The organism is Vibrio sp. 99-8-1, from assembly GCF_013114595.1.
Taxonomy (GTDB): domain Bacteria; phylum Pseudomonadota; class Gammaproteobacteria; order Enterobacterales; family Vibrionaceae; genus Vibrio.
Genome location: NZ_VTXE01000002.1, coordinates 109,764 through 136,406 on the forward strand (window position 1 = coordinate 109,764; position 26,643 = coordinate 136,406).

Annotated in this window: 26 protein-coding genes; 20 read left to right on the top strand and 6 right to left on the bottom strand. The window is 41.8% G+C overall.

Annotation, left to right across the window (positions count from 1 at the left end):
- Positions 1-30: 30 nt before the first annotated feature.
- A complete protein-coding gene (locus F0227_RS01340) occupies positions 31-240 on the bottom strand; it encodes a VF530 family protein (protein WP_171751357.1) in 210 nt (69 codons plus the stop codon).
- Positions 241-443: 203 nt separating this feature from the next.
- Here F0227_RS01340 and F0227_RS01345 point away from each other — a divergent pair, with 203 nt between their 5' ends.
- Positions 444-908 (top strand): ASCH domain-containing protein, encoded by a 465-nt coding sequence (locus F0227_RS01345; protein ID WP_171751358.1) that lies wholly within the window; start codon positions 444-446, stop codon positions 906-908.
- 63 nt (positions 909-971) lie between these two features.
- Here F0227_RS01345 and F0227_RS01350 read toward each other — a convergent pair whose 3' ends face one another.
- Entirely contained in the window at positions 972-2,696 is a 1,725-nt protein-coding gene (locus tag F0227_RS01350) for an AMP-binding protein (protein WP_171751359.1), read from the bottom strand.
- A gap of 144 nt (positions 2,697-2,840) precedes the next feature.
- Entirely contained in the window at positions 2,841-3,605 is a 765-nt protein-coding gene (locus F0227_RS01355) for a helix-turn-helix transcriptional regulator (protein WP_171751360.1), read from the bottom strand.
- A gap of 180 nt (positions 3,606-3,785) precedes the next feature.
- Here F0227_RS01355 and F0227_RS01360 point away from each other — a divergent pair, with 180 nt between their 5' ends.
- The 15 genes from F0227_RS01360 to F0227_RS01430 all read left to right on the top strand — a co-directional run bounded on the left by F0227_RS01360 (position 3,786) and on the right by F0227_RS01430 (position 17,149).
- Positions 3,786-3,950 carry a hypothetical protein gene (locus tag F0227_RS01360; RefSeq protein ID WP_171751361.1) on the top strand — a complete coding sequence of 55 codons (165 nt, stop codon included), beginning with the start codon at positions 3,786-3,788 and terminating at the stop codon, positions 3,948-3,950.
- A gap of 691 nt (positions 3,951-4,641) precedes the next feature.
- Positions 4,642-4,839: a Flp family type IVb pilin gene (locus tag F0227_RS01365; protein ID WP_171751362.1), complete on the top strand. Its 198-nt coding sequence runs from the start codon at positions 4,642-4,644 to the stop codon at positions 4,837-4,839.
- An 88-nt stretch (positions 4,840-4,927) separates the two neighbouring features.
- Entirely contained in the window at positions 4,928-5,425 is a 498-nt protein-coding gene (locus tag F0227_RS01370; protein WP_171751363.1) for an A24 family peptidase, read from the top strand.
- Positions 5,426-5,461: 36 nt separating this feature from the next.
- Positions 5,462-6,790: an AAA family ATPase gene (locus tag F0227_RS01375; RefSeq protein ID WP_171751364.1), complete on the top strand. Its 1,329-nt coding sequence runs from the start codon at positions 5,462-5,464 to the stop codon at positions 6,788-6,790.
- On the top strand, positions 6,787-7,539 hold the full coding sequence (cpaB, locus tag F0227_RS01380; protein ID WP_171751365.1) for a Flp pilus assembly protein CpaB: 753 nt from the start codon (positions 6,787-6,789) through the stop codon (positions 7,537-7,539). Before F0227_RS01375 ends, cpaB begins: the two co-directional genes overlap by 4 nt.
- A gap of 11 nt (positions 7,540-7,550) precedes the next feature.
- A complete protein-coding gene (locus F0227_RS01385; protein ID WP_171751366.1) occupies positions 7,551-9,002 on the top strand; it encodes a type II and III secretion system protein family protein in 1,452 nt (483 codons plus the stop codon).
- A gap of 11 nt (positions 9,003-9,013) precedes the next feature.
- A complete protein-coding gene (locus tag F0227_RS01390; RefSeq protein WP_171751367.1) occupies positions 9,014-9,292 on the top strand; it encodes a hypothetical protein in 279 nt (92 codons plus the stop codon).
- Between the two features lie 70 nt (positions 9,293-9,362).
- Positions 9,363-10,580, top strand: coding sequence for a pilus assembly protein TadG-related protein (locus tag F0227_RS01395; RefSeq protein WP_171751368.1), 1,218 nt, complete (start codon positions 9,363-9,365; stop codon positions 10,578-10,580).
- Between the two features lies 1 nt (position 10,581).
- A complete protein-coding gene (locus F0227_RS01400) occupies positions 10,582-11,007 on the top strand; it encodes a TadE/TadG family type IV pilus assembly protein (RefSeq protein ID WP_171751369.1) in 426 nt (141 codons plus the stop codon).
- Complete coding sequence (locus F0227_RS01405) at positions 11,004-11,495, top strand: TadE/TadG family type IV pilus assembly protein (protein ID WP_253822002.1); 492 nt, start codon at positions 11,004-11,006, stop codon at positions 11,493-11,495. The genes F0227_RS01400 and F0227_RS01405 overlap by 4 nt, the downstream gene beginning before the upstream one ends.
- 10 nt (positions 11,496-11,505) lie before the next feature.
- On the top strand, positions 11,506-12,720 hold the full coding sequence (locus F0227_RS01410) for an AAA family ATPase (RefSeq protein ID WP_171751370.1): 1,215 nt from the start codon (positions 11,506-11,508) through the stop codon (positions 12,718-12,720).
- A 17-nt stretch (positions 12,721-12,737) separates the two neighbouring features.
- The gene (locus F0227_RS01415; protein WP_171751371.1) at positions 12,738-14,192 is read left to right on the top strand and encodes a CpaF family protein; all 1,455 of its coding nucleotides are present in this window, start codon (positions 12,738-12,740) and stop codon (positions 14,190-14,192) included.
- A 9-nt stretch (positions 14,193-14,201) separates the two neighbouring features.
- Positions 14,202-15,167 (top strand): type II secretion system F family protein, encoded by a 966-nt coding sequence (locus tag F0227_RS01420; RefSeq protein ID WP_171751372.1) that lies wholly within the window; start codon positions 14,202-14,204, stop codon positions 15,165-15,167.
- A gap of 1 nt (position 15,168) precedes the next feature.
- On the top strand, positions 15,169-16,119 hold the full coding sequence (locus F0227_RS01425) for a type II secretion system F family protein (RefSeq protein ID WP_171751373.1): 951 nt from the start codon (positions 15,169-15,171) through the stop codon (positions 16,117-16,119).
- 16 nt (positions 16,120-16,135) lie between these two features.
- Complete coding sequence (locus tag F0227_RS01430; RefSeq protein WP_171751374.1) at positions 16,136-17,149, top strand: tetratricopeptide repeat protein; 1,014 nt, start codon at positions 16,136-16,138, stop codon at positions 17,147-17,149.
- A gap of 25 nt (positions 17,150-17,174) precedes the next feature.
- Here the strand turns inward: F0227_RS01430 and F0227_RS01435 are convergent, their stop codons facing one another.
- The 3 genes from F0227_RS01435 to ugpC all read right to left on the bottom strand — a co-directional run bounded on the left by F0227_RS01435 (position 17,175) and on the right by ugpC (position 20,868).
- On the bottom strand, positions 17,175-18,332 hold the full coding sequence (locus tag F0227_RS01435) for an HD domain-containing phosphohydrolase (RefSeq protein WP_253822003.1): 1,158 nt from the start codon (positions 18,330-18,332) through the stop codon (positions 17,175-17,177).
- 213 nt (positions 18,333-18,545) lie between these two features.
- A complete protein-coding gene (locus F0227_RS01440) occupies positions 18,546-19,604 on the bottom strand; it encodes a phosphatase PAP2 family protein (RefSeq protein ID WP_171751375.1) in 1,059 nt (352 codons plus the stop codon).
- A gap of 178 nt (positions 19,605-19,782) precedes the next feature.
- Positions 19,783-20,868: a sn-glycerol-3-phosphate ABC transporter ATP-binding protein UgpC gene (gene ugpC, locus F0227_RS01445; RefSeq protein ID WP_171751376.1), complete on the bottom strand. Its 1,086-nt coding sequence runs from the start codon at positions 20,866-20,868 to the stop codon at positions 19,783-19,785.
- 322 nt (positions 20,869-21,190) lie between these two features.
- Between ugpC and F0227_RS01450 the strand changes: the two genes are divergently transcribed.
- From F0227_RS01450 to F0227_RS01465, 4 genes are all read left to right on the top strand, one after another.
- Complete coding sequence (locus F0227_RS01450; RefSeq protein WP_171751377.1) at positions 21,191-22,111, top strand: sugar ABC transporter permease; 921 nt, start codon at positions 21,191-21,193, stop codon at positions 22,109-22,111.
- Complete coding sequence (locus F0227_RS01455) at positions 22,111-22,962, top strand: carbohydrate ABC transporter permease (RefSeq protein ID WP_171751378.1); 852 nt, start codon at positions 22,111-22,113, stop codon at positions 22,960-22,962. Before F0227_RS01450 ends, F0227_RS01455 begins: the two co-directional genes overlap by 1 nt.
- Before the next feature lie 147 nt (positions 22,963-23,109).
- On the top strand, positions 23,110-24,336 hold the full coding sequence (locus F0227_RS01460) for an extracellular solute-binding protein (protein WP_171751379.1): 1,227 nt from the start codon (positions 23,110-23,112) through the stop codon (positions 24,334-24,336).
- A gap of 179 nt (positions 24,337-24,515) precedes the next feature.
- The gene (locus F0227_RS01465; protein ID WP_171751380.1) at positions 24,516-26,633 is read left to right on the top strand and encodes an alpha-galactosidase; all 2,118 of its coding nucleotides are present in this window, start codon (positions 24,516-24,518) and stop codon (positions 26,631-26,633) included.
- Positions 26,634-26,643: the final 10 nt, after the last annotated feature.

Consider the following 26,643-nt stretch of genomic DNA (forward strand, 5'->3'; position numbering starts at 1 on the left):
AACCTTGTTGTAAAACCAATCGTTCAGTTATCACTGCATATCAAGCCAAATCTTTTCTACCTTATTTCTTGCCCATTCCGTTTTGCGCAAAAACTTTAAACTTGATTTAATACTTGGATCTTTTTTAAAACAGTTAATATTGACCATATAGCTGAGCTCTTGCCAGCCATAATGTTCAACAAGGTCTGTCAGTAGCTTTTCTAGCTTTACCCCGTGCAAAGGGTTGTTGGGTTGCGACATAATGAGCCTTAATAAAAATGGTGTTGGAATGTTGTACTCAAGTGACCTCAAGGCGCTTGTTCAGCGAGAATGTATTGGCTGCTGATCAAGGCACTGATTTGAAGGCATAGTCATTCTACGGCAAGAATCATATATGCTGAGTCGGCATTTATAGCTAAAATGCTCATCATCACACTGTTGTGTCGATTATAAGGAAACTATGGATGAAAAAGTATCACCAATGTTATTTAGAGAGATATTTGCAAACCGTAGCAAAAGATAAACCAAGTGATAGTAATCAAGTGGTCGCTGAGTATTTTTGTGCCGACGAATATAATGCCAATACTTGTGCGCAACTTGTACTGCAAGGGACCAAAACGGCCACCTGTAGCTTATATGAAGCTTATGCTCTTGATAAAGAAGAGTTGCCTGAATGTGGCCGGCTTACTGTCGTGCTTAACTGGGATGAAGAGCCGGTATGTATTATAGAGACAACAGAAGTGACCTATTTGCCTTTTAACCAAATTAGCCCAGAGTTTGCTTATGAAGAAGGGGAAGGCGATCGCTCTTATGCGCATTGGAAAAAGTCCCATAATGAATTCTTCCAGTCGGTCTGTGATGAACTGGGGTTAACGTGGCATGAAGAGCAATTGATAGTTTGTGAACGGTTTAAGCGAGTTTATGGCTAGTTAGAGTCACCATTAGTGTTGTCAGAAGAGGTACCGCGTTGATCGGGCACCTCTTCTACTGTTTTACTCTTCCCAAACGACCAATTTATCTGATGGCCAATTTACCCCAACATCATGATATTTCTTCTCAAGTATGTGGCGTTTTATTTTTAGTGTTGGCGTCAAAATTCCGTTTTCAATACTCCACGGATCTTTGATCATCAGTACACCTTTGATTTTCTCATGGGACTCCAGTTCTTGATTCATACGCTTAATGACTTTGGTTGCGCGTCGTTCATAGCGTTCTTTATCAAAATTTGGATACTGGTGAGGAACCGCCAGCAGAATAGGTGCAGGCATGCCTAAACCAACCAAGCACATCATCTCAACTCGGCTATATTGATATAATTTATTCTCGATTGGAACGGGGGCGACAAACTTGCCTTTTGCTGTTTTAAAGGTGTCTTTTTTACGCCCTTGGATAGTAAGGTAGCCATCGCTGTCAATGGCACCAATATCACCGGTATGTAACCAACCTTGCTCATCGAAAGAGGCTTTGCTCTCTTGTTCGTTTTTGTAGTAGCCGGAAAACATCCCGTTACTTTTCACTAAAATTTCATCATCTGCGGCAATTTTAAGCTCAATACCGGGGCCAGCATTTCCAACGGTTCCTATTTTATCCGCTCTGAAGGGGTAGTTTATGGTGCTGTAAGCGAATGACTCCGTCATCCCCCATGCTTCGGTAATGTTAATTCCTACGCTGTGATACCACTTTAAGAGAGCAGGAGAAACAGGTGCCGAGCCACAACCAAGTACTCGACCTTGGTCCAGCCCAAGTCCTTCTATGATTCGTTTTTTGACGATAGAGTTAATGAAAGGAATCTTTAACAGGATATTAAGCTTTTTCTGTGGAAGCTTGTCTTGTATTCGCTGTTGGAAGAGTGCCCATAGACGTGGAACCGAAATAAAGAGAGTTGGGCGATGCATTTTTACATCTTCGATAAAGGTATCTAAAGACTCTGGAAATGCGGTTTGGATGCCACCGGATATAGATGAACCAAAAATATACACTCGCTCTGTAATATGCGCTAAAGGAAGATAAGAGAAAAGTCGGTCGTTTGGTTGGATACCAATATGTTCAATCAACTTCTGTGCAGACCAGCTAAATGCGCCATAAGTTAACATAGCGCCCTTTGGAACTCCTGATGTGCCAGAGGTGTACACAATACTCATTAGTTTGTCGTCATAGTGCTGAGGACGTAATTCACTTGGCTCTACTGCTTTGATCAGTTCTTCATATTGATATTGGCATTCAGCGGCGCTGTCATATGGCAGGGCGATGGTGATTAGATCAGGATTATTGGATATGACGTCACTAACAGCTTGGCTATTATCTAACTTTCCTACAATAACAGCCTTACTTTCACTGTGTTTTACACAGTAGTCAATGGTATCGGCACCTGCTGTCGGGAAGATTGGGACGCTAATATAATCCCCTAACATGAGCGCTAGATCCGTAATAAACCATTCTGCACAGTTTTTAGACACTAGAGCAATTTTGTCTCCAGGTTCAAGCCCTTTTTCTTGTAAAGCAGAAACGAGTCTTAACGCACTATCTGCTACTTCCGCGTAGCTAAATTCCACAAACTGACGATTGATAATTTGTTTTAGATAGATCTCATCTGGTCGACTTTCCGCCCACTGCAAAATAAGCTCATTGGGTGGAGGAAGCGTACATTTAGCTTGAGGTTGTTGAAATTGTTCAAAATTGTCAGAGAGTTGAGGCTGAGTCATCTTGTTTCCATCCATGGCTACTTATCGTTTATGTTATAAAAATGTTAATTTAAGTGTAACACAGTATAACAAATACAATAACTTTTAAACGTGCGTTTAAATAACTCTTTAGTCTAAGCCAGAATATGTGGACTGGTTAACATCACTGATGTTGTTCGTTCAGATATGGCTATGACCGTAGTGATTGATCTTTCGATAGTTTCCCGGAGTAAGTCCCGTTTTCTTCTTAAAAATACGAGAAAAATAAGATACATCGTTATAACCACATTGATAGGCGATGGCGGCAATCTTCTCATTTTTCCGCTTAGTTAAAAGGTGCTTTGCGTGATTGATTCGCTTATTGGTCAAGTAATCACGAAAACTAATACCAACAACATTATGGAACAGTTTAGAAAAGTAGCTGATGGAGTAGTGGCATAGCGCCGCCAGTTCTTCCTCCTTTATTTCTTTCTCTAAGTTGTCGTCAATATGTTTGAGAGTGCGAAAAATATCAATTCGGCTACCTGAATGCGTATCGACCTGTTGATTGGTGAGGGTTTCATCCATAGGCGTTAAGTTTGCCTGTTGCATTGATAACTGCAGGGAGAGCGCCTTAATTTTTTCGCTAGCGGTTGAGGAAGAGATATCAATAGATTGAATAATCATGGATTGATCAAATTTGATGATGTCATCTTGGCTTGTGTGAAAGAGAATCAGATGCTTATTAAGGTTGACGCAGATCTTGAGTGCGGTTTCTAGTAAGGGAAAATTGTCTGTGGAAAGACAGAATAAAACATAGTCTACCTCCGAACGGGTTAGCACTGAAATGTCTTCCCCATGTTGAACAATCTCAAATTGCGTCTCTAGCAAACAAGCATCAATTGAAGGTATTGCGTGAAGGTATGGACCCAACCAATGACCTTGAGGGGCACGAAATAGATCCATAAATGTACCTCCTTATTATGCATTGGTTATTAATATTTATATTTTTAGCTTAGTTGTTGGGTAAGTGAACGCAAATAATTCCTGCGTAAAACTAGCGATAGTACATTCTCTGGCCTATTTTTATTTATAGTGAAATGTAAATATTTTGTTATGAGCGAATAAGTTGACTATGGTGGAGTTATGTTTAGTGCAAAAACGGAAATAATTAAGTTTATTAATGATGAAGAAGGTTTAACGGTTGTGGAATATGTGGTGGGAGCAGGGCTATTAGTTGTCGGTTTTACCGGTTTCTTTTCAGATTTTGCTGATGTTCTTATTGCGAAAATGTCATCTTTAATGAAATGATAATAGTTATCAATTTCTCGTCTTTATAGTTTGAAATACCCAGTTTTCTGCCTGATTCAGCTATTTACTAATCGCTAATTTATTTAGTGTAGCTTCTAAATGATGCTTTCAAGTTAGTATAAATAGTACTCCTACTCTAATGTGGATATTCCTTCCAAGTATGAACAAAAGATGTTTCTTATGTGTTCTGTTTGTTACGTAAATGTACGTCTTGATTCGTTGTAGAATGGCGTATCTATTGAGAATATGCTTGTTGATGACGGTATGTTGTTGTTTTTAAATGCTAATTTAGGAAGTATTTATATACTGTAAATCAAATGATGTAAAAATGAAATTATTATCATCTTTGAGACGCATGTGAAATAAAGCTTATTTTGAATTCCCATCTTATACATGAAGTTAAAAGGATAATTTGTTTTTCTTAATATGCGTATAGTTGCCTTTCTTTTTGGTTATATTGTTGATGTGCATGAAGAAATATGCGTTTCATCTCATTTGTATTTGTCTTATACAGTTTAATCTTAATAAAAAAGAACAAAAATTCTTATTGATAAAAATATTTCTTTAAGTGTTCGTGACATAAAAGTACCAGTTGATAATAAAAAAGTCCTAACTTAAATTAATTCAGACTCCTAGATTATAAGGGAAGCCATCAGAAAGTATGGCTAACTAGAATCAGGAGTAACATGCTATGAGTAAATTTATTAAATTTTGCCAAGACTTTTATCAGGATGAAGAAGGTTTAACAGTTGTGGAATATGTAATTGGAGCAGGATTGCTAGTTGGTGGATTCACCGTGCTGTTTGATAGCTTTAGTAGTACTTTGTCCGACAAGCTAAGTTCCATTGCTAACGGTATTGATGACGGCTCCACTACGACAGGTGGTTAATGTAAGTGGCTAACAACAAGCTCGATATAAGTAACAATTAAGACTCTGGATTAATGCAATCTAGGGTCTTAATTTGCGGAGAATGGATGTGCAATTACTGTGGCTGGTATGCTGGGGAATATTATTTGCCATTTCGTTGGTGGACTTAAAAGATAACCGAATCCCAAATCGATTAGTTTTTTTGCTGTTTTTCGCTGTATTGGGTAGTAACGCGTTACTAAAAGATGGAGCTTGGATCTTAGACTCTTTGTTAGGTGGCGCGACAGTTTTTGCGGTTAGTATGTTTTTTTATATCGTCAAAGCTATGGCTGCCGGAGACGTAAAACTGCTAGCCGTAATTGGTTTTTGGCAGGGGTGGCATAATTTATCTAGCCTAGCATTCTACCTAATTATCGCCTCCGCACTGGTGGGGATTTTTTATTACGTTTACAACAGTATCCATTTTGGCTCTTCGTTTAGCGCTAAAAAATTGGCTTATTTGGCCAATAAGCACACCAGACAGTACGTTGATATTCATGTCACTCAGATGCCGATGGCACCAGCAATAATGATAGGGATGGCTCTATATAGCTATTTTACAATTTAAGGAGACAGCTATGGATGCTAGCACTAAGGAGGATGTATGACATGTTCACATCTTACCCCTCAGGCTGATGCGCCTGCTGTACCTGTCTCTATTGAAGACTTAGGTATTCCTGCGGTTGTTCTTGAAAATCTGGTTATAAAACATCTTTCTGCCTATCCTAAATCAAGCATTTTAGAGTTATCAGCTCAATTAGGCGTAGTTAGCCACATGGTTGAAAACATGGTGGCACAATTGCGCCAGCGCTCATGTGTAGAAGTGTATCAAGCGGAACTAAATTCAGGTTACTCCGATACGACTAAGAGCGGTAACGTCAGGTTTGCACTTTCAGAGCAAGGATTGGAAGAAGCAGATAATGCATTTAAAAAAGATGCTTATTTGGGGCCAATGCCAGTCTCTTTAACGCAGTATGAGAAATTGGTTGAATTGCAAGATGTTAGGGCGAACCTAGTCAAGCGTGGAGATGTTGACCGAGCACTGCAAGATGTTTATGGCTCAGAACGTTTGGCATCAGTACTTGGTCCCGCCATTAATTCAGGAAGAGCGCTTTTACTGTATGGTCACGCAGGAACAGGGAAAAGTTATGTTGCTAGCCGTATACTAAATGCTCTAAATACCTCGGTGTACATTCCGTATGCTGTCTTTGCTGCCGGAAATATCATGCGCGTATTTTCACCCCAGCATCATCGCCCCATTCACGTCGCACCTAAAGAGCAGTCTGCCAACCTAAAAGAGCAGTACGATAAAAGGTGGGTGTTGTGTGAACGTCCTAATGTGCAAGTAGGCGGTGAGCTTACCATGGACATGTTAGAAGTTAATCACACTGAACACAGCAAAGTCTGGCTTGCGCCCCTACAAATGATGGCTAATAACGGAATATTTATTATCGATGATCTGGGGCGTCAACCAATGCCAGTTGATACCATTTTAAACCGTTGGATTGTACCGATGGAGTACAGTATCGATCATTTGGGTTTACCTAACGGACAGCAGGTAACGGTTCCATTTGTATTGACCTTGGCTTTTTCCACTAACCTCAATCCGCAGAAAATAGCTGATCCCGCTTTTCTGCGTCGTTTGGGATATAAAATTCAGTTTTATGCACTTGAAGAGGCACATTATCGGGAACTTTGGGAAACAGTGACCGATAAAATCAAAATGGATCTTCTTGATAGTGCTATGTCTACACTGTTTGAACTGCATAGAGAGTTTGATGTTGGTCTCTACCCATGCTTGCCAAAAGATATTGCTGGCATTAGCAAAGACATTGTTATGTTTGAAGAGCTACAACCTGTTATAACGCCGGAAATTATGGCTAAAGCATGGGATCTCTATTTTACAGCAGATGAGCAAGGAGAAGCCTCATGAGTAAAACTCAAGTGATTTTCTTACTTCTACTATCAATTGTATTTGGTTTGGCTGCGGTGTTTGTTGCTAGGCAGTGGATGGAAGAGCAGCAACAGCCTGAAGTCGAAGTAGAAAGGATTGAACGCCACCCAGTGGTTATTGCGGCACAAAATATTCCGGCGGGTGTAGAGCTGAATGAAAACCATCTTACTACCAAGTTACTAGAAGTTGGGTGGCTATCTGACAATCATTACCGCTCGAAAGAAGAGTTAGTCGGAATGATAAGCAAAGATAATGTCTTTGCTGGTGAAATCATTAATGGGCTCAGAATGGCCGGTCCAGGAGAAGGGACCACTCTTGCATCTATGATATCTAAAGATAAACGAGCGATTACGATTCGAGTTAATGACGTTATCGGTGTCGCGGGATTTCTCTTGCCCGGCAATAAGGTGGATATCTTAAACACCATCAAATACAGCGATACCTATGTTAAAACCGCCACTATTTTAAAAGATGTCCGAGTATTAGCGGTGGACCAAACCGCAAGAACGGATGACAACAAGCCCGTTATTGTAAGGGCTGTTACTTTAGAGCTATCACCACTGCAAGCGGAGAAATTACTGTCTGAGAAAAATAAAGGCAGCATTCAGTTGGCATTGAGAAATCCTAAAACGATAGAAAAAAAAGTGGTTCGCAAAAAGTACATTCCAAGACCAACCGTTACCATCATCAAAGGCTCACAAACCTCCAAAGTGAGTGTTAAGGATTGAGGAACGAAACTATGAAAAGAGTCATCGTTGTATTTAGCCTACTGATTTTCTCATGGTCTGTTATCGCAGCTCAGACAGGAAGAAGCATTAATGTTCCTCACCATAAATCAGTACAAATAAAGCTTCAGGGTAAAGCGGCTAAAGTTTCCTTAGGGGATCCTGAAGTTCTGGATATTGTTATTTTAAAATCTAGCGAGTTGTTTTTAATTGGCAAGAAGTTGGGCTCCACCAACCTAAGCGTATGGGATAGAAGTGGGAAGTTAATAGAAACACTTAATATTGAAGTTTCACATGACCTGAATAATCTCAAAGCAAAACTGTATGAGTTTCTTCCCGATGAAACGATAAAGGTGCACAGCTCAAAAAATAAACTGATACTGAGTGGCAAGATAAGCACCCAAGAGAAAATGAATTTGGCGCTAAAAATTGCTGAAACATACTCTGGAGGTTCAACCGCGGATAAAGATGTAAAAACACAGGTAAATAAATCCAGCATTATCAACTTAATGAGTATAGGTGGTGCTCAGCAAGTGATGATAGAAGTGACGGTTGCTGAGGTTCAACGTAGCCTAACTAAGCGCTTTGAGTCTAACTTCAATTATTTCCAGAAAAGTGGTGATTTTGGCATCGGCGGAGGTACGGTTGGCGGCAATTTCACCACCAATGGTTCTGTGGTCACTCCAGTTTTTGGTGTGCCAGGATATGAATCGACCGGTTTCTTAGCCTCTTTAGTTGATGGAAATACTCTGTTTACTCTTGCGTTGGATATTGCCAAAGAGAATGGTGTAGCGAAGGTGCTGGCTGAGCCAAACTTGACCACGTTAAGTGGTTCTAAAGCAGAATTCTTGGCTGGGGGAGAGTTCCCCATTCCTGTTCCTGATGAAGATGGTATTACCATTGAGTATCGAGAGTTTGGTGTCGGGGTTAACTTTATACCTACGGTACTAAGCGATAAGAAAATCAATTTAAACCTCTCAGTTTCGGTTAGTGAACTCAGTACTACCAATGCCGTTACTCTGTCTGGAGGTGATAGCAATGCCACTTATATCATTCCTGCTTTAACGGTTCGTAGCGCTTCATCCACACTAGAGCTGGCAGATGGACAAACCATTGGTATTGCTGGGCTATTAAGTGAAAACTTGCGAGAAAAAGTAAGTAAAACACCCGGACTTGGTGATATCCCAGTATTAGGTCAGTTATTCACTAGTAAGTCATTTGTATCGGGGGAGACCGAGTTGGTTATTTTAGTGACTCCACGGTTAGCGCGCTCTATTGACCGAAGCAAAGTGACTTTACCCACCGATGGATTTGTGGCGCCATCAGACTGGGAGTTTTATCTGTTAGGGAAAAACTCACACTTCGAACGACAAAAGCAGCTTAACCAACCAGAAAAGGCAGAGTATCAAATGCCGATTTCTACTGAGCTGGGTGGTTCGGAAGGTAAGTTTGGGCATAGTTTATAGGGGAGTAGGTTATGAGAATATCACTGTTCAATAAGGTATTGATTGGATTGGTTACCCTACTCGTTGTGGGGTGTGCTAAAGAACCCATGCCGTTAGGTCAGTCTGTGGCGCTTATTAAGCAAGAGCAGATCTATAACCCTAACGCCTCATTAGAGAATAAAGATGTGATTCCTGAAGGAAGTGGAGAGCGAATGCAGGCGACTTTGGATCTTTACCATAAAGAGACGGCAAGTGATGAGAATAAAACCATAAACACTCAAACCGTGTTAGCGATACCGCTGTCTAAGTAATGCTCACGGTTTAGTTAGTATTCGTTATCGAGTTAATAATTATTAGAGCAAGTGGTTAAGGTGAAATGAAATGGATAGATATGTAACCAAAACCCCGTCTCCTTATCGGCGTCAGCGAGGGCTGGTGTTAGTATTGGTGACATTAGGGATGATAGTTTTGGTTGGTTTTGCTGCTTTAGCCATTGATATTAATCATGCGTTACTTAACCGCTCTCGACTGCAAAATGCGGTTGATGCGGCAGCGTTAGCGGCCGCTTCTATCGCGGACGAGCTTGATGATACTGTTAAAGCAACCGCTGCCGCCAAAGAAACCCTAACCACGATAGCGGGTGCGAGCGGAAATGGTGAGCTGGATTTCTCGCAAGGCACCTATAGCTTTACTTATACCAATGATCCGGAAGTATTTCCCGATCCTTCTTTTTCTTTATCCGAAGATATCTATGTTCGGGTCGCAGTAAGCCAATACACTCTGACCAGTTATTTCTTGCAAGTTTTTGGAATTAATAAGCAAGTCAGTGCGAGTGCCGTTGCAGGCCCTAGTGCGGCAAGCAGCAATATATGTAATGTTGTCCCGATGGCCGTTTGTAACAACGGTGGTTCATCTAATGATGGTTGGGGCTACGGTTCTGGTTCCGTTGTAGCTCTAAAACTGCCGGATAGTACATCTAGTCCCATGGGGCCGGGTAACTATCAGTTGCTCGACTTTGGCTCTGGTGGCTCTGATGTTCGGGATTACTTAGCGGGTGGCTATGAAGGATGTGTTGATTTAAATGGTGATGTCTTGACTAAGCCTGGTAATACCGTGGGTCCTGTTGGTCAAGGCTTAAATACTCGTTTTGGTGATTATTCGGCGGGATTAAATGCTGCCGATTTTCCTCCCGATATCTATTTAGGTGAACCCAGTCCTGCAATTTCAGTGAATAACAGTGGAGCGATTGTCAATCCAAGTGGCTGGGGCGCGGCGGATTATGAAGCAGGGCGAGCAGCGTGTATTGATGGCGGATCGTCTTCATGCGGCTCAAATCCAGCTAATGGTCGAAGAATGCTAGCGGTTCCAGTTATTGATTGTGCTAATCCTTCCGGAGGGGTGAACGATTTCCCAGTAGATGGCGTGGGTTGTTTTTTATTGCTGCAAAAAGCACCAACAAATAACGGTGGCAAACAACATGTCTTTGGAGAGTTTTTAAGGGATTGTACCTCAGAAAACTCATATAACGATGGTTCTTCCACAACAGATGGGCCTTACAAGATCGTTCTCTATGAAGACCCATTAAATGAGGACTCTTAATATGTCGAATAGTAAGCATAAACAACAAGGTATTGCGGCTATTGAGTTCTTATGGTCGCTGCCTGTTTTGTTATTGATCATGGCCGGTATATTTGATTTTGGCCAAGCGTTCATTGATTACACGGTACTGAACAAAGCTGTACATGGCGGAGCAAGGTATGCGGTGCGAGGGGTCTCTAATACAGCCGATAGCATTGCTGATGAAAGTGAAATTAAAAATATGGTGGTGTACGGCAATACAAGTGGTACTGGTTCAGCCAAGTTGGATACGTTAACCCCTGCTTCTGTCACTGTGGCTGAGTCAGGTAACTATGTAACGGTGACCGGAGTATATCAATATATTCCCTTTTTCTCACCGTTACCATTCACCACTATTTCTCTTAATATTCCTTTAACGACCTCTATGGTTATGAGGTCAAAACCATGATGTTGATAAATAGAAAAGGCCATCAAAAAGGCATTGCTATCGTGGAGTTCACTATTGTCGCATCGGTTTTATTGTTGGTGCTCTTTACCATTATGGATGCGGGCCGTTACATGTTTACCGCTCAAACGCTTAATGACATTACTCGAAAAGCCGCTCGTTTAGCGACGGTGTGTCAGGTTGGTGATGCAGATATTGCCACTATGCCGAGTATTGTCGAAATAGCTCCCAGTACGTTTAGTGCTTCCAATCTAACTATTCAGTATTTAAATAACTCGGGCGGGATAGTGACGAATCCGGCATCAAATTATGCAGCAATTGCATCTGTACGAGCTACAGTTAGTAATGTGGGGTATCAATCTTTTTCATTATTTCCTCTGTTCACTTCTGGTGATGCGTTTGCAGATTTCGTTACGGAGGTGCCAGCAGAAAATTTAGGGGTACTTAGAGAAACCAAAAATCGCACTGGCGATAAAAAGACCGACTGTTAGGAGTACATCAATGGGTGAAGCGGTAAAGCTATCAATCAATGGAGACAATAAGTTTACCTTAAAGGCAAACTTATCGATCTGGCTTGTTTATGCCACGGAGATGTTTCGTAACCATATGCAGGCAGAGTTAGCTCAGTGTCGCAATTTGAATGTGGAAGTCATCGCATTAACCTCTTTCACCGTAGATGGATTAGCATCTAAAAGTGAACCCGATATTGTCTATGTAGAAACAGGCGTTAATTGGGCAAAGAAAATTATAGATATACAAAATGAAGAGCCAGGTATGCAGGGACATGAGGCATCTTTGATTGTATTTGGTAACGAAGCGGACAATGGTGCCTTACGAATCGCGTTGAGAATGGGGGCTTCGGATTTCTTTTCTGATAAAGCAACCATCAGCGAATTAATGCCGATGTTGAAGAAAACGGCTGAGGATAAGGTTGCAAGTCGGGATTTGGGTGACTTGATTCTGTTTATTAATACTAAGGGAGGCTCAGGCGCCACTACCATTGCACTGAATACAGCGGTAGAGTTGGCTCGTTACCACTCTGATGAAGTATTGCTGGTGGATTTGGATCTGCAATTTAGTGTGGTACCTGAGTATTTAGATATTCGCCCTACCTACAGTATTGTCGATGCGATTGATGCTTTACCTGAGTTAGATGAAGTCTCTTTAGGTTCCATGGTGAGTAAGCATAGTTCAGGGCTACACACTTTAAGTTTTTTTGAAGGTTCATCCGCAGAAAACTATAAACATGCTAAAAACTTCAGCCGTTTATTGCCCATATTACGACAACACTATGCCTATGTGGTGCTTGACCTTTCTAGAGGGATAGATAGTACTTTTGCACCAATCGTCGCGCCGGCGACTCGTCTCTATCTGATTGCTCAACAAAATCTTATCTCCATTAAGCGAACCAATCAGTTGATCAACTCTCTCCAGTTTGACTATGGGCACCCAAAAGAAGATATCGAGGTGGTACTTAATCGGTTCGAAAAACGATTGCCTATTCGTCTTAAAGATATAGAAAATACCATTGCAGATGTCGCGCTTCATCTTGTTCCTAATGAGTATAAAGTCGCAGTTGAGTGCGCCAATCTTGGCCACCCTATTGTGATAACAAAAAAGAAGAGTGCTATTGCAAAATCCGTTGCTGAAATATCTCACCATATTTCTTCACCAGCCAAAGAAAGAAAGGGTTGGTTGTCACGGTTCTTTTCATAACTGCTTAGGGGGAAGAGATGTTTTTTAAAAGAAAAAATATCGGTTCAGAGTTTGACGATAAACTGCAACAAGCCAGTATAGAAGAGGCGAAAGAGCAGAAAAAAGAACTAGATGAAGCGAACTCTGGTGAAAGTGCTCTGGATAAAAAAATTCGTGAAAGAGAAGAAAAAGAGAAAGCGGTTGATGAAAGTCGAAAAATTATTGAGCAAGAGTTGGATACCAAACACTACTTTCATAAGCGGTTATTAGAAACTCTAGATCTTGGTTTGTTGGCAAACTTAGATGAGCGACGTGCTAAGAATGACCTACATGAAGCCATTGTTCAATTAATGTCTGGAGACAATACTCATCCATTAAGTGCTGAAGGGCGTAAGCGCATCATCAAACAGATTGAGGATGAAGTATTTGGTCTTGGACCTCTGGAACCATTGTTAGCGGATTCAACGGTATCAGACATATTGGTTAATGGTGCGAAAAGTGTCTATGTGGAACGGTTTGGTAAGTTGGAGAGGACGCCTCACACCTTTTTAGACGATAGACATTTAAGAAACATTATAGACCGAATTGTAAGCCAAGTAGGCCGACGTATTGATGAATCATCACCTATGGTGGACGCCCGTTTGCTCGATGGTTCTCGTGTTAATGCCATCATCCCTCCTTTAGCGATCGATGGCCCTTCTGTTTCTATCCGTCGATTTGCAGTGGATAAATTGACAATGGAAAACCTGCTGAGCTTTAACTCATTATCACCTGCTATGGCTCAGTTTGTTGAAGCTGCGGTTGAGGGAGAACTGAATGTACTGATTTCTGGTGGTACTGGCTCAGGTAAAACGACCACTCTGAATATATTTTCCGGTTTTATTCCTAGCGATCAACGCATTATCACTATTGAAGACTCGGCAGAGCTGCAACTTCAACAGCCGCATGTTATTCGGTTGGAGACTCGACCTGCAAATTTAGAAGGTAAAGGTGAAATTGGTCAGCGAGAGTTAGTTAAAAACTCATTACGTATGAGGCCGGATCGAATTGTACTTGGTGAGGTTCGCGGCAGTGAAGCGGTTGATATGTTGGCGGCAATGAATACCGGGCATGATGGTTCATTGGCGACAATACACGCCAATACCCCTCGTGATGCGCTAAGTCGGGTAGAGAACATGTTTTCAATGGCTGGTTGGAATATATCGACTAAAAACTTACGTGCACAAATTGCGTCGGCAATTCATCTCGTTGTACAGATGGAACGCCAAGAGGACGGTAAGCGTAGAATGGTCAGCGTTCAAGAGATTAATGGCATGGAAGGGGAGATAATTACCATGTCAGAGATCTTTAAGTTCCAACGACAGGGTATGGATGAAGAGGGCGGTATTATCGGTAGTTATGTTGCCACCGGAATCGTTCCTGCCTGCCATGAGCATTTAAGGCAACGGGGCTTAAATCTACCGTTCGATATTTTTAATGATGTCGGTAAATAGGAGAAAATGATGCAAGATACAACGCTCTTTCTATTATTGCTGTTTTTTTCCATTGTATTTATCTCGCAAGCATTGCTATTGCCTGCAGCAGGACAGAAAGCCAAACATAAGGAACTCGCGGCTCGCTTAAGAGAGTCGCAACAAGAGCTAGACGAAGAGAGTCGTTCCCTGCTTCAAGAGCAGTACCTTAAAGGGCTAACACCTTTTGAAAAGAAACTTGTTCAATGGTCTTTCTTTTCTGATTTAAAAAAACTGCTGGAGTTATCCGGTATTGGCTGGGGCTTAAGTAAAACGTTAGCAATGACATTACTTGTCAGTCTTATGGTGATGCTAATTCTTGCTTTAATGGGACAACTATTGCTGCTTGTGTTGGGAGCTGGTGTCGCGGTATGGATCATGCTGTTTGTTTTTCTTAATAAGCGTATTTCGGCTCGACTCGCTAAATTTGAAGAGCAGCTTCCAGAAGCATTGGATATTATTCGTCGAGTTTTGCAAGCGGGTCAGCCGCTGAATCAAGCATTTAATGAAGTCGGGATGGAAATGCCACCGCCAATCGGGGTTGAGTTTAAGAACACCTTTAATCTACTTAATTATGGTTATGATCTACGTTTGGCTATTTTGCAGATGGCAGATAGAACTCCTACGGTTTCTATGTTGGCTTTTTCAAGTGCGGTGTTATTACAGAAAGAGACTGGGGGGAACTTGAGTGAAAACCTGCAGAAAGTCTCCGATGTGTTACGAGGCAGGTTTAAGTTAGCGCGTAAAATTAAAACCTTGTCAGCGGAAGCGAGAATGTCAGCTTGGATATTAACGCTATCACCTTTTGCTCTGTATTTGGGGTTGCGGATTATTAACCCGGGCTATGTAGCACCGTTACATGAAGAGCCTATCGGGCTACAAATGGTAACCGGAGGTATTGTGCTGCTGTTTTTGGGTTCGCTCTGGATTCGAAAAATAATCAATATAGGAGTGTAAAATGGATGCCCTGTTTCAACTCCTCACTCAATTCGATATAACCGAGCTTGGTATCAGTTCTCAGTGGTTATTGTTAGGGGCCATCGCTATCGCCACCTCCTTACTTGTTATTGCCATTGGTCTAATCATTATTGGTAGCAAAGATCCATTAAAAAAACGTTTAGAAGAGGTGTCAGCACAAGAGCTTCATAACCGAAAACGCAGCCATAAGCTGGAGAACACCTTAGAGTCTTTGTCGCCAGTGTTTACGCCCTCTAGCAGTAAAGAGAGAGAGTCCGTTAGTGTGAAATTGATGAACGCTGGTTTTCATCAAAAAAATGCACTCTCCATCTATTATGCGATAAAAACCTTAACAGGGGTTGTCGGAGTCATTATCGCAGTGGCGCTCTATTTCTATATGAGTGAGTTTAAATACACCAATATCTTAATACTGCTCTCCGTCGCTGTAGGTCTGTTTCTGCCCAACCTGATACTTGAACGATATATTGGTAAACGAAAAGAGCGAATGCGATCTGCGGTTCCTGATGCGTTAGATCTTCTTGTGGTATGTACGGAGTCTGGATTGGGGTTTAATGCTGCCATGCAGAGAGTGGCTAATGAGCTGACGGTTTCTCATCCTGACTTTGCCGATGAACTCGATACGGTTTGTGTGAAAATTCAAGCCGGGGTGACCATTAAAGACGCTTTTAATGAGCTGATTCGTCGTACTGGTCTGCATGAAATTACCGGTTTAGTAAAAATGTTAAACCATGCTTCTCGGGTTGGAGGGAGTCTGGCAAAAACATTGCGAGACTATAACGAAGATTATCGCGATCGTCGCCAACAGGAAGCGGAAGAAGTTGCGGCAAAAATTCCGACAAAAATGTTGTTTCCTATGATTTTACTTATCTGGCCATGCTTCTTTATTGTCGCCATCGGACCAGCACTTATTACGATATTTACCACATTATGATCGCCAAGGAGTCGATATGACTGTCAAACAACGACTGGCAATACTATTTCTGAGCAGTATTTTGACCGCTTGTGCAAGTGATGACAAAACAGCGGATTTTGATAGCGAACTCTATGCTGGAGATCCTATTGATAGTTTATTGGCAGAGGAAGCTCCAGTAAGTGAGATTGAAGCAATCCAGCGAGGGGATGCCGCACTGGATAGTCAAAACTATGATTTAGCGTTATACGAATATATTCGTTCTTTGGCTTTTTCTGATGGTAAGTTTCAGGATCGCAGTCTAAATACCATAGGAGAGATACACCTAGCACGAGGGAATACTGAGCTGGCAGAAAAATCCTTTTTGCGTGCGTTAGACTTTAACCCTAACAATGTGGTGACTTTGCAGAGTTTAGGCGTTTTATACAGTAAAAGAGGCATGATTCCGCAGGGAAGAAACGCCTTTTTTAAATCCATCTCTGTCGATCAAATACGGTTAACCAGTGGGGCGTTCGTTCGGGACTATGGTGAACTAACGGAGTCTGTAGTCGCTCAGCTATTGATTGATAAAGATTCTCCGCAAATGAGTTATATGGGGTTGGGCGTATTAGCGGATATTGACGCGCAATATGGTCTCGCTAAGCGTTTTTATGAAAAAGCGTTGGAGATAGATCCGCGTTCATCAAAAACCATGATTAACCTAGGTTATTCTCACTATATGAGTGGTAATTACCATATAGCTAAACGGCTAATGACCTCTGCATTGCAGATTGATCCCAGTAACCAAAGGGCGCTGAATAACTTAGCGCTGACTCACCTTGCATTAGAGGAAGTCCCTCAGGCACTGAATGTTTTTATGCGTCAAATGGGGCCAGCAGAAGCACTGAATAATGTCGGCTACTTTCTTATGCTCCACGGCAAACCTGAGCAGGCAATACCTTATTTACAGCAGGCTATCGACAAAAAGCCGTCCTATTATAAGGTGGCTAATGAGAATTTAAACAGAGCGTTAGCTGAGGTGAGAGCAAAAAGTAAAACCAAAATCAAATAGTGGATTTTGGTTTTTATAAGTGATTTCAGTGTTGTTCACTAGGATCTAACTCTGGATGCTGCTTTATAATATCAGCCAGATAGCTTTGGTGGTTTCTTAACGCCGATACACATTTTCCATCCAGTTTGCCATTGGCGACCATCTTTTCTAGTTCCAGCATCGCCGCTGCAACAGAGCACGCCTGCTTATAAGGTCTGTGACTGGTTAATGCATCAAAAATATTGGCGACCGTAACAATACGGGCTGCGACGGGTATATCTTCATGGCTTAATCCATTTGGATAACCAGAACCATCAAGGAACTCTTGGTGGCAGGCAATAATGCTTTTTAGCGTATCGACACAAGGATGAATCGGAGAGCCAAGGTTATCTATGATGTTATCAACCAAGTCGATACCATCGGCAATATGATTCCTCATTTTCTTACGTTCACTACCAGCTAGCGAATCCGGCTTGAGTAAAATATCGGTAGGCAGTGCCGACTTGCCAATATCGTGCAGCCGGGCGAATAGATGAATGGTTTCTATCATCTCATCATCTAATTGATAGACGTCGGCCACTTCTCGAGCTATCACTTTAGAGTAATATCCTATGCGTTCCATATGCTGTTTTGATTCATTCTTATAGCCGGGAGATAACTCTTTGGTTAGCTCCGCAGATGCAACAATGGCATGAAGTAATGAGTATTCAGCGTTTACAACAAAACTGATTAAGTCGCAAAATGGCACTAATTCTTGCTGTACTGCCGTGGTAAATAGCCCTTTCTGTTTTGAGTTAAAGAAAATAAAACCGATAAACTGTTGTAAGTGATACATGGGAACGGTAAAGGATGAGTGAAACCCGTGTTCTATCAGCCAGTTTGAATGGACGGAATCTGGGCTATATTCATTAGGAATATCGTCGGTGATTCGAGGTTCATTATTATCGGCACACTGCTTTAGTGTGCGGCACTCTTTTAACGGAAATTCGTGATGAGAAAAAATGTCTAAAGATTGAGTACTCTCTGCGAATGTTTTTAACAGGTCGTTTTTTTGGTCGTAGGCCACAACCGCAATGCGATCTAACATTGGTATTGTTGTCATTACCCGAGCATGCAACTCTTCCAGCTCGTGGTGTAGAGAGCTTATTTGGTTTGGATGAGAATGATACATGGCGGTTGTGTCATTATTATTTAATCTTTGCATACTGATTTTCCAACAAAACAACGGTCAGGTAATGAGAGGGCCTGACAAAAAATACGACAATCTTAGTTTAATTCTAGTTGCTAAAGGAGGAATGTGACCAATTATCTCGCTTTCTAAGCCGCGATTATTTGCACTTGATCCGTTAAAACTGAGCTAGATAACCATTTCAATTTTGTTTGCTCTATTGCTGGACGTTGATTCAATTACCGGCATTTACAAAAGATGTTTGTCGTAATAACGATTGACGACGGTCCAGATGACAATAGTGGCGACAATGCTCGCGTATCCATCTACAGCATAATGCCAACCAAGATGAACAGAGCCAATTAAAATCGCCAAAGCGTAAATCCAAAACAGCCAACCTAGGGCTCTGTTTTGAGCTGAGACACCAAGTGCCATAAGCGTCGCCATTGAAACATGCATACTTGGCATGGCTGAGATGCCACTGCCTAAATCAAGCGTATTGTTTGTGTGCGCTTGCCATAATGCTTGCTGGGTTTCCAATGCCCACAATTGAGGCCAGTTTTGTAACTCTAATACTTGATTTTGCTCTGCGAGCCGTTGAAAGAGTGGTTGATAATGCATGCTGTTGTTCTCTAGCAGTGCCAGATAGCAAGGTCCAGACGAGGCTAGTAGTATCGCTATTACTCCTCCTAAGATAATCCAGCAGCTAATGAATGAGATGAGGAATTTTTCTCGGCTAGCTTTTGGCTGCAACATGAAGACCAATAGTGTTCCCCAGACAATAAAAAACCACAAATTATATAAGATGTTGATCACTGATGATGCATAGGGAGAAGGAAACAGTGCATGGGTAAACTGCCATGGAACAGTTTCAAAGTGTATGAGTTTATCGAGGTTGTGTAAGGTCAAATCTAACTGGAAAGGGTAGATGGCCCCAATGGTTGATTTGATCGAAGTATAGAGGGATAAAATTAAGTTGATAGCGATAAAAAGTAACAGGAAAGAGACGATTCGTTTCGGTTGTCTTATCTGAACACGCAGCTCATTAAGCAGAGCTTTAACTGGTGAAGGGTGTTTTTTAATGGCCATTCTTATTAGGAAATAGCTTAAGTACGATAGGATGAGCGTCGCAGCAACCGTATCGATAGTATCAATATAGAGTGAAAAACGGATAGAAGAAAGCGAGCCTTGATAGAAAAAAAAGCCAGTGACAGAAAGAAGAATAAAAGTGCTGTATTTGTAGACGTTGTTGTTATCTTGGTAGAGAGCAACAAGAGCACGAAAAATGGAACGAATATTAATAGACACTTAGGCGACACCTCTATTGTTAACTTAGCAGAGAATGTCAGAAAACCAAGCTGTGACAGAGCTGAGATTGTAATTAATCGGCTGAAATTTCAAAAAAGTTAGCATCAAAAAAAGGCGAACCTAAGTTCGCCAAAAATACAATATAGAGAAAAACTCTGCAATTGCTTAAGGAAAGTCGTTAACTGGTGATGCAAAGACCTTGTTTATCGAAAAGATGTACGTCACTAGCTACACAGCTAAGTAGCACTTTTTCGTAACTGTTTACCTCTTGGTCTCCCGGCAAGTGAACTTTAAAGCTATCCACTCCAGATGACTGTCCAAACATATAGGTACTGTTGCCAAGCCTTTCAACAACTTCGCTCTGGAAGTTGATTTTGATGTCAGCTTCATCGTTAATTAACAGGTGTTCAGGGCGAATACCGAAAGTAATCTCTTCACCTATTGTTACGTCACGTTTTGGTAGTGGAACAGTAAACTGCTGTTCATCATTTGTGGTGAGAGTGAGCGAGCTCTCTTCAATAGCGGTAACTTTAGTAGGAACCAAGTTCATTCGTGGGGAGCCAATGAAACCAGCAACAAATTCGTTGGCAGGTTTATGATAAAGCTCTAACGGGGAGCCTACTTGCTCTACTTTCCCATCTCTTAATACCACGATTTTATCCGCTAGTGTCATCGCTTCCACTTGATCGTGGGTGACGTAGATCATGGTGTTTTGTAGTTCTTGATGCAATTTGGCTATTTGGAGGCGCATTTCAACACGCAACTCTGCATCTAGGTTGGATAGTGGTTCATCAAATAGGAACACTTTTGGATTACGAACAATCGCACGTCCAATGGCCACACGTTGACGCTGACCACCTGACAACTCTTTTGGTTTACGTTTACGCAGTTTATCCAGTTGTAGGGTCTTAGCAGCAAGATCAACTTGCTTCTCTATTTGCTCTTTCGGCACTCCATTCATCTTAAGGCCGAATCCCATGTTCTCTTCAACCGTCATATGTGGATAGAGAGCATAAGACTGGAATACCATAGCAACCCCGCGTTCAGCTGGATCAATATCGTTTACCAATGTATCACCAATATGAATGTCACCTTCGGTAATTTCTTCCAATCCGGCTACCAGACGTAATAGCGTTGATTTACCACAACCGGATGGCCCAACAAATACAACGAATTCGCCGTTTTCAATTTCTAAATCGATGCCATGAATTGTTTGTACATCACCAAAACGTTTTATAACTTTCTTTAACGTAATGTCTGCCATTACTGACTCCTTTGCTACAGTTTGGCTGGTATATGCAATTTCTGCTTGTGTATAAAACATACTCGATTTGTTGAGATTTGTTAGTGGCGAAACTGGAATTGTTGATCTTTGTCATACTTCTAACACGATTTCAGACGATTTTTGTGGAAACGTTTACAAAATGGCATCTTAACTGTGCAAAATTTCTACCTTGGTTCTATTATAAATTCGTAAGCTGTCGAAATTATGGCTGTATGTCAGTTTAGTTGCTGTCTAGATGCTTTGGTTTAGACAGGTCAATCGAGTACAGAATTTCGACGTATCTAGTGGGAGTGTCGGAAAAATGGAGCCTTCAGTGAAAACGATCTACCCAGAGAACCGTATGCCTTCGGTCAGTAAGAAAAGGCGAGTGAGCTCGAAACTATCACCATGGCTATTTTTAGCACCAGCTATCGTGGTTTTTTTGATTTATGTTATCTATCCAATTATCGATAGTATCATTTTAAGTTTTTATAACTGGGATGGTTTAGGTGATAAAACGTGGGTTGGTTTCGATAACTATGTAGAGCTATTTGACTCTGATACTTTTTATACCTCATTGAAAAACAACTTTTTATGGTTGGTTTTCTTTATGCTAGCGCCTCCTATTGGTATGGCCATCGCATTATTCTTAAACCAACAGGTGAGAGGGATTCGAGTTGTTAAATCACTTTTCTTTTTCCCATTTGTCATCTCTCAAGTTGTTGTTGGTTTGGTGTTTGCGTGGTTCTACGATCCAAGTTTTGGTCTGTTAAATATCGCTCTAGGGTGGTTCGGTATTGCGCCGATCTCTATCCTCGCCAATGAAGAGTATGTGACCTACGGTATTATCGCGGCAGGTTTATGGCCTCAAATATCTTACTGCATGATTCTGTATTTAACCGGGTTAAACAATTTAGATCCTGAACAACTTGAAGCCGCTCGATTAGATGGTGCCAAAAAGTTAAAAATGCTTTGGTATATCGTCATTCCTCAGCTTCGTCCTGCTACCTTCATTGCCATAGTGGTTACGGTTATTGGCGCGTTACGTTCATTTGACTTAGTCGCCACTATGACCGCGGGTGGTCCATGGGGCAGCTCTACGGTACTGGCATATCAAATGTACGAAGAGTCAATTTTTAACTATCGCATGGGTTACGGTGCAGCTGTTTCAGTGGTGCTATTTTTAATTATGGATGTTTATATCGCTTACTTCTTGTGGCGTATGTTGAGGAGTGAAAAATAATGTATCCGCAACCAATTCAAAAATCAGGACGCTTTACCAATATAAGCTACCGAGTCGCACTACCTATCTCCATTATTATGTGGTTGTTGCCGTTGATAGCGGTGATGATGACCTCTATTCGCTCTATGGATGACATCAATAAAGGTAATTACTGGGGTTGGCCAAGCGAAATTCAATTTATTGAAAACTACACTCAGGTTTTTACTGCAACACCAATGGGACAGTACCTGCTAAATAGTTTGATGATCACTCTTCCGGCCGTCGCGGGTGCAGTGGCATTGTCAACGTTAGCAGGGTTTGCACTGGCTAAATATAACTTTAAAGCGAACATCTGGATCTTCGCTATGTTTATTGCTGGTAACTTTGTTCCTTTCCAAATTCTAATGATTCCAGTGCGTGATCTCACCATCGCGTTTGGGCTCTATGATACGCATTGGGCGCTGATATTTTTCCATATCGCTTTCCAATCCGGTTTTTGTACCTTATTTATGCGCAACTTTATTGTCGGCATTCCTGATGCACTGATAGAAGCGGCGCGTGTAGAAGGTGTGAATGAGTGGAAGATCTTTTGGCATATCGTATTGCCGCTAGTTCGTCCTGCTCTAGCTGCGCTTTCTGTACTGGTATTTACCTTTATCTGGAATGACTTTTTCTGGGCATTGGTGCTGGTACAAAGTGATGAAGTACGTCCGGTAACGGCAGGGTTAAGTTCTCTACAAGGACAGTGGTTAGCATCATGGCAGTTTATGTCTGCTGGTGCAGTTGTTGCTGCAATACCGCCTGTTGTGCTGTTCTTTACCATGCAACGCCATTTTATTGCCGGGCTAACTTTAGGTGCGACCAAAGGGTAATGAGTCGGTGCCGATAATAGCGATTGGCACCACTGATTTGTCGTACTGATACCTAAGTGTATTAACCCTAATTAATTGAGATATAAAGCTAAAAAAATAATTAGTTGGACCAACTTGAGCTTCGGCTCTAATAACAAGGACCTCAATATGAAATATGTGAAACATATTGCTACATCTGCAATGCTTACCGCTACTCTCTCAGCATCAGCTTATGCAGGTACTCTGGTAATCAACTCTGATGCATCTGATCCAGCGCCAAAAGCGGCGTGGGGTGAGATTGTTAAGCGTTTTGAAGCAGAAAACCCAGACATTACAGTGAAATATAATTTGTATGACCATGAGGCGTACAAAACAACCATTCGTAACTGGTTGGTAACGTCTCCACCGGATGTGGTTTTCTGGTATGCGGGTAACCGTATGAAGACATTTGTAGACCGTGGTTTGTTTGAAGATGTCAGTGACATCTGGGCAGACAACAATATGAAGCAAGACTTCAAATCAGCGGCCCCTGCAATGACGATAAACGACAAGCAATGGGGTGTGCCATATACATATTATCAATGGGGTGTTTACTACCGTAAAGATCTGTTTGAGAAGTATGGTATCTCTGAGCCGAAAACGTGGGAAGAGCTAAAAGCGGCGTCTGCAACATTGAAGAAAAATCAAATTGCACCGTTTGCTATCGGTACTAAGTACTTATGGACAGCTGCGGGTTGGTTTGATTACATCAATATGCGTACCAACGGTTTAGATTTCCATATTCAGTTGATGGACGGAAAAGTGGCTTATACTGATGATCGCGTTAAGAAAACGTTTGAGAATTGGAAAGAGTTGGTTGAGCCAGGCTATTACCTTGATAACCATGCATCTTACTCTTGGCAGGAAGCTCAACCGTTCCTATATAACGGCAAAGCGGCTATGTACCTAATTGGTAACTTTATCACGCCGAGCTTCCCGAAAGAGCTTGATGGAAAAATGGGTTTCTTCCAGTTCCCTATGATCGACTCAGCTGTACCGATGGCAGAAGATGCGCCTATGGATACAGTACATATTCCATCAAAAGCGAAGAACAAAGTGGATGCGCGTAAATTCCTTGAGTTCGTAGCCCGTGCGGAAAATCAGCAATTAATCAATGAAAAAATGTTGCAGATCCCTACCAACAGTAAAGCGAAAGCGAAGGACAACGAGTTCCTAAATAAAGGTGTAACTATGCTTGGTAATGCTGCGGGTACAGCGCAGTTCTATGACCGTGATACCACTCCTGCCATGGCGAAAGAAGGCATGAAAGGTTTCCAAGAGTTTATGGTTAAGCCTGAGCGTTTGGATAGCATTCTTAAGCGTTTAGAAAAAGTGCGTCAAAGAGAGTTTAAATAACCTCGAAAAATAGTTATCGCGGCTCGGTAGGGCCGCGATTTTTTCCTATATTACTTCGAATAATAAATTATCAGCGTTCAATTCAGTTTCTTATTCAAATTAATATAGCCAAGCGTTTGTTACTGTTGATTTTGTTCAAGTGGTATGGCTATTGTCGTCAAATTAACAGGCTAAAGAATATGGACACTCAAACTATTCATCTGAGCTGCGCTGATGTGAGCGTAGTGCTTCTCTCTCACCCTATGCCTCAAATTATTTACTGGGGTAAGAAGCTTACCAATACCGATGAGATCATCGTCTCTATGATTGATAGGGCTGTGCCTCAAGCAAGATTAGATGTCGATATTCCGTTAACACTGTGTCCTGAGAACGGCCGCGGCTTATTTAATAAAGCGGGAATTGAAGGGTTTCGGGTTGCCGATAACGGCCTCAACCTAGATTGGGCTCCAGTATTTGAAACCGTGTCGCAGAGCGTGACGGATTGTACTGCCAAGTTTGTTTGCAGTGATCTCGTCGCAGGACTTGAACTCATTATTGACCTCAACCTGAGTGTCGATGGTGTACTAAAGAAAAAGCTCACCTTAACTAACTTATCGAAGCAAAATTACCACTTGTCTCATATGACGAATACCTTGCCATTGCCTAACCGAGCAGATGAGCTGATGAGTTTTCATGGTCGATGGAGCAGAGAGTTTCATAGCCAGAGAGTTCAGTTAAATCATGGGGCGTTTGTGCAGGAGAATCGCAGAGGGCGTACCTCTCATGAATACTTCCCCGGCATGATGGTAGGTAAGAAAGGCTTTTCTGAACAGCAAGGCGAAGTGTGGGGATTCCACTTAGGCTGGAGTGGAAATCATCATCTAAGGTGCGAAACCAAAAGCGATGGTCGCCGATTTGCGCAGCTAGGAGAGTTATTGTTAGCGGGTGAATCAGTGCTGGAAACGGGTGAAAGTTATACAACACCTGAGTTGTATGCTTGTTACAGCCAGAGTGGGTTAAACGGTATTCGTCAAAAGTTTCATGGTTATGCCCGTAAAAATATCATTTCTTTTGAAGAGAATAAGGTAAGACCTGTTCACCTTAATACGTGGGAAGGCATCTATTTCGATCATGACCCGAAATACATTATGCAGATGGCCACGCAAGCTGCCGAAATAGGGGTGGAACGATTTATCATTGATGATGGGTGGTTTGTTGGGCGTAATGGTGAGAAAGCGGCTTTAGGTGATTGGTTTTTAGATAAAGAAAAATACCCCGATGGTCTTGAGCCTGTTATTGAGCATGTTAACCAGCAAGGAATGGAGTTTGGCATATGGGTTGAACCAGAGATGGTCAACAAGGATTCTCAATTATTCCGTAAACACCCAGAATGGTTGCTAGGCATTGATGGCTATGAACAGCCTAGCGGCCGTTGGCAATATCTGTTGGATTTGCAAAATACAGAGTGCTTTAGCTATCTGTATAACTGTCTGGATGATCTGTTAAGTCAATATAATATCGGCTACATCAAGTGGGATATGAATCGAGAGTTGGTTCAGCCTGCTCATAATGGAACCCCTGCTGTGCATGGTCAGACTTTAGCATTTTACCGGCTAATAGATGAGTTAAGCAAAAAGCATCCTAATGTAGAAATTGAGTCTTGTTCCTCTGGTGGTGGTCGTATTGATTTTGAAGTCCTCAAGAGAACCAAACGTTTTTGGACATCAGATTGTAACGATGCGCTAGAGAGACAGGCCATTCAAAAAGGATTCAGTTACTTTTTCCCTCCTGAAGTTATGGGGGCACACATTGGCCCTTATGAAAGCCATACAACTAGGCGTAAGCACGATATCAACTTGCGTGGTATTACAGCGTTAGGTGGTCATATGGGAGTAGAGTTGGATCCGGTTAAAGAGAGTGACGATGAGAAGGCGCAGTTTGCTCGATATATTCAACTACATAAACAGTACCGAAATTTACTGCATAGCGGCGATGCCTTCTATCTTGATTGCAATGACTCAACTCGCAATATTTATGGGGTGAAAAATAACAATGAAATGTTGTTATCTATTTGCCAGCTTGCCATGCCTGACTACGCGGTATCCGAACCATTAAGAACCATTTACTTAGATGGCGATAAGTCGTATCGAGTGGAGGTGGTTGATTTCCCTAATTCTAGCAATGCGCTCATGAAAAAAAGGCCGGCATGGATGGACTCGGATACGCCTATTCGCGGTGAGTTATTAAATGAAATTGGTCTGGCTATGCCAGTTCAAGATCCTGAAACCGCTCTGCTGATTTATATCAAAGCCGTATAAAGGACAATAA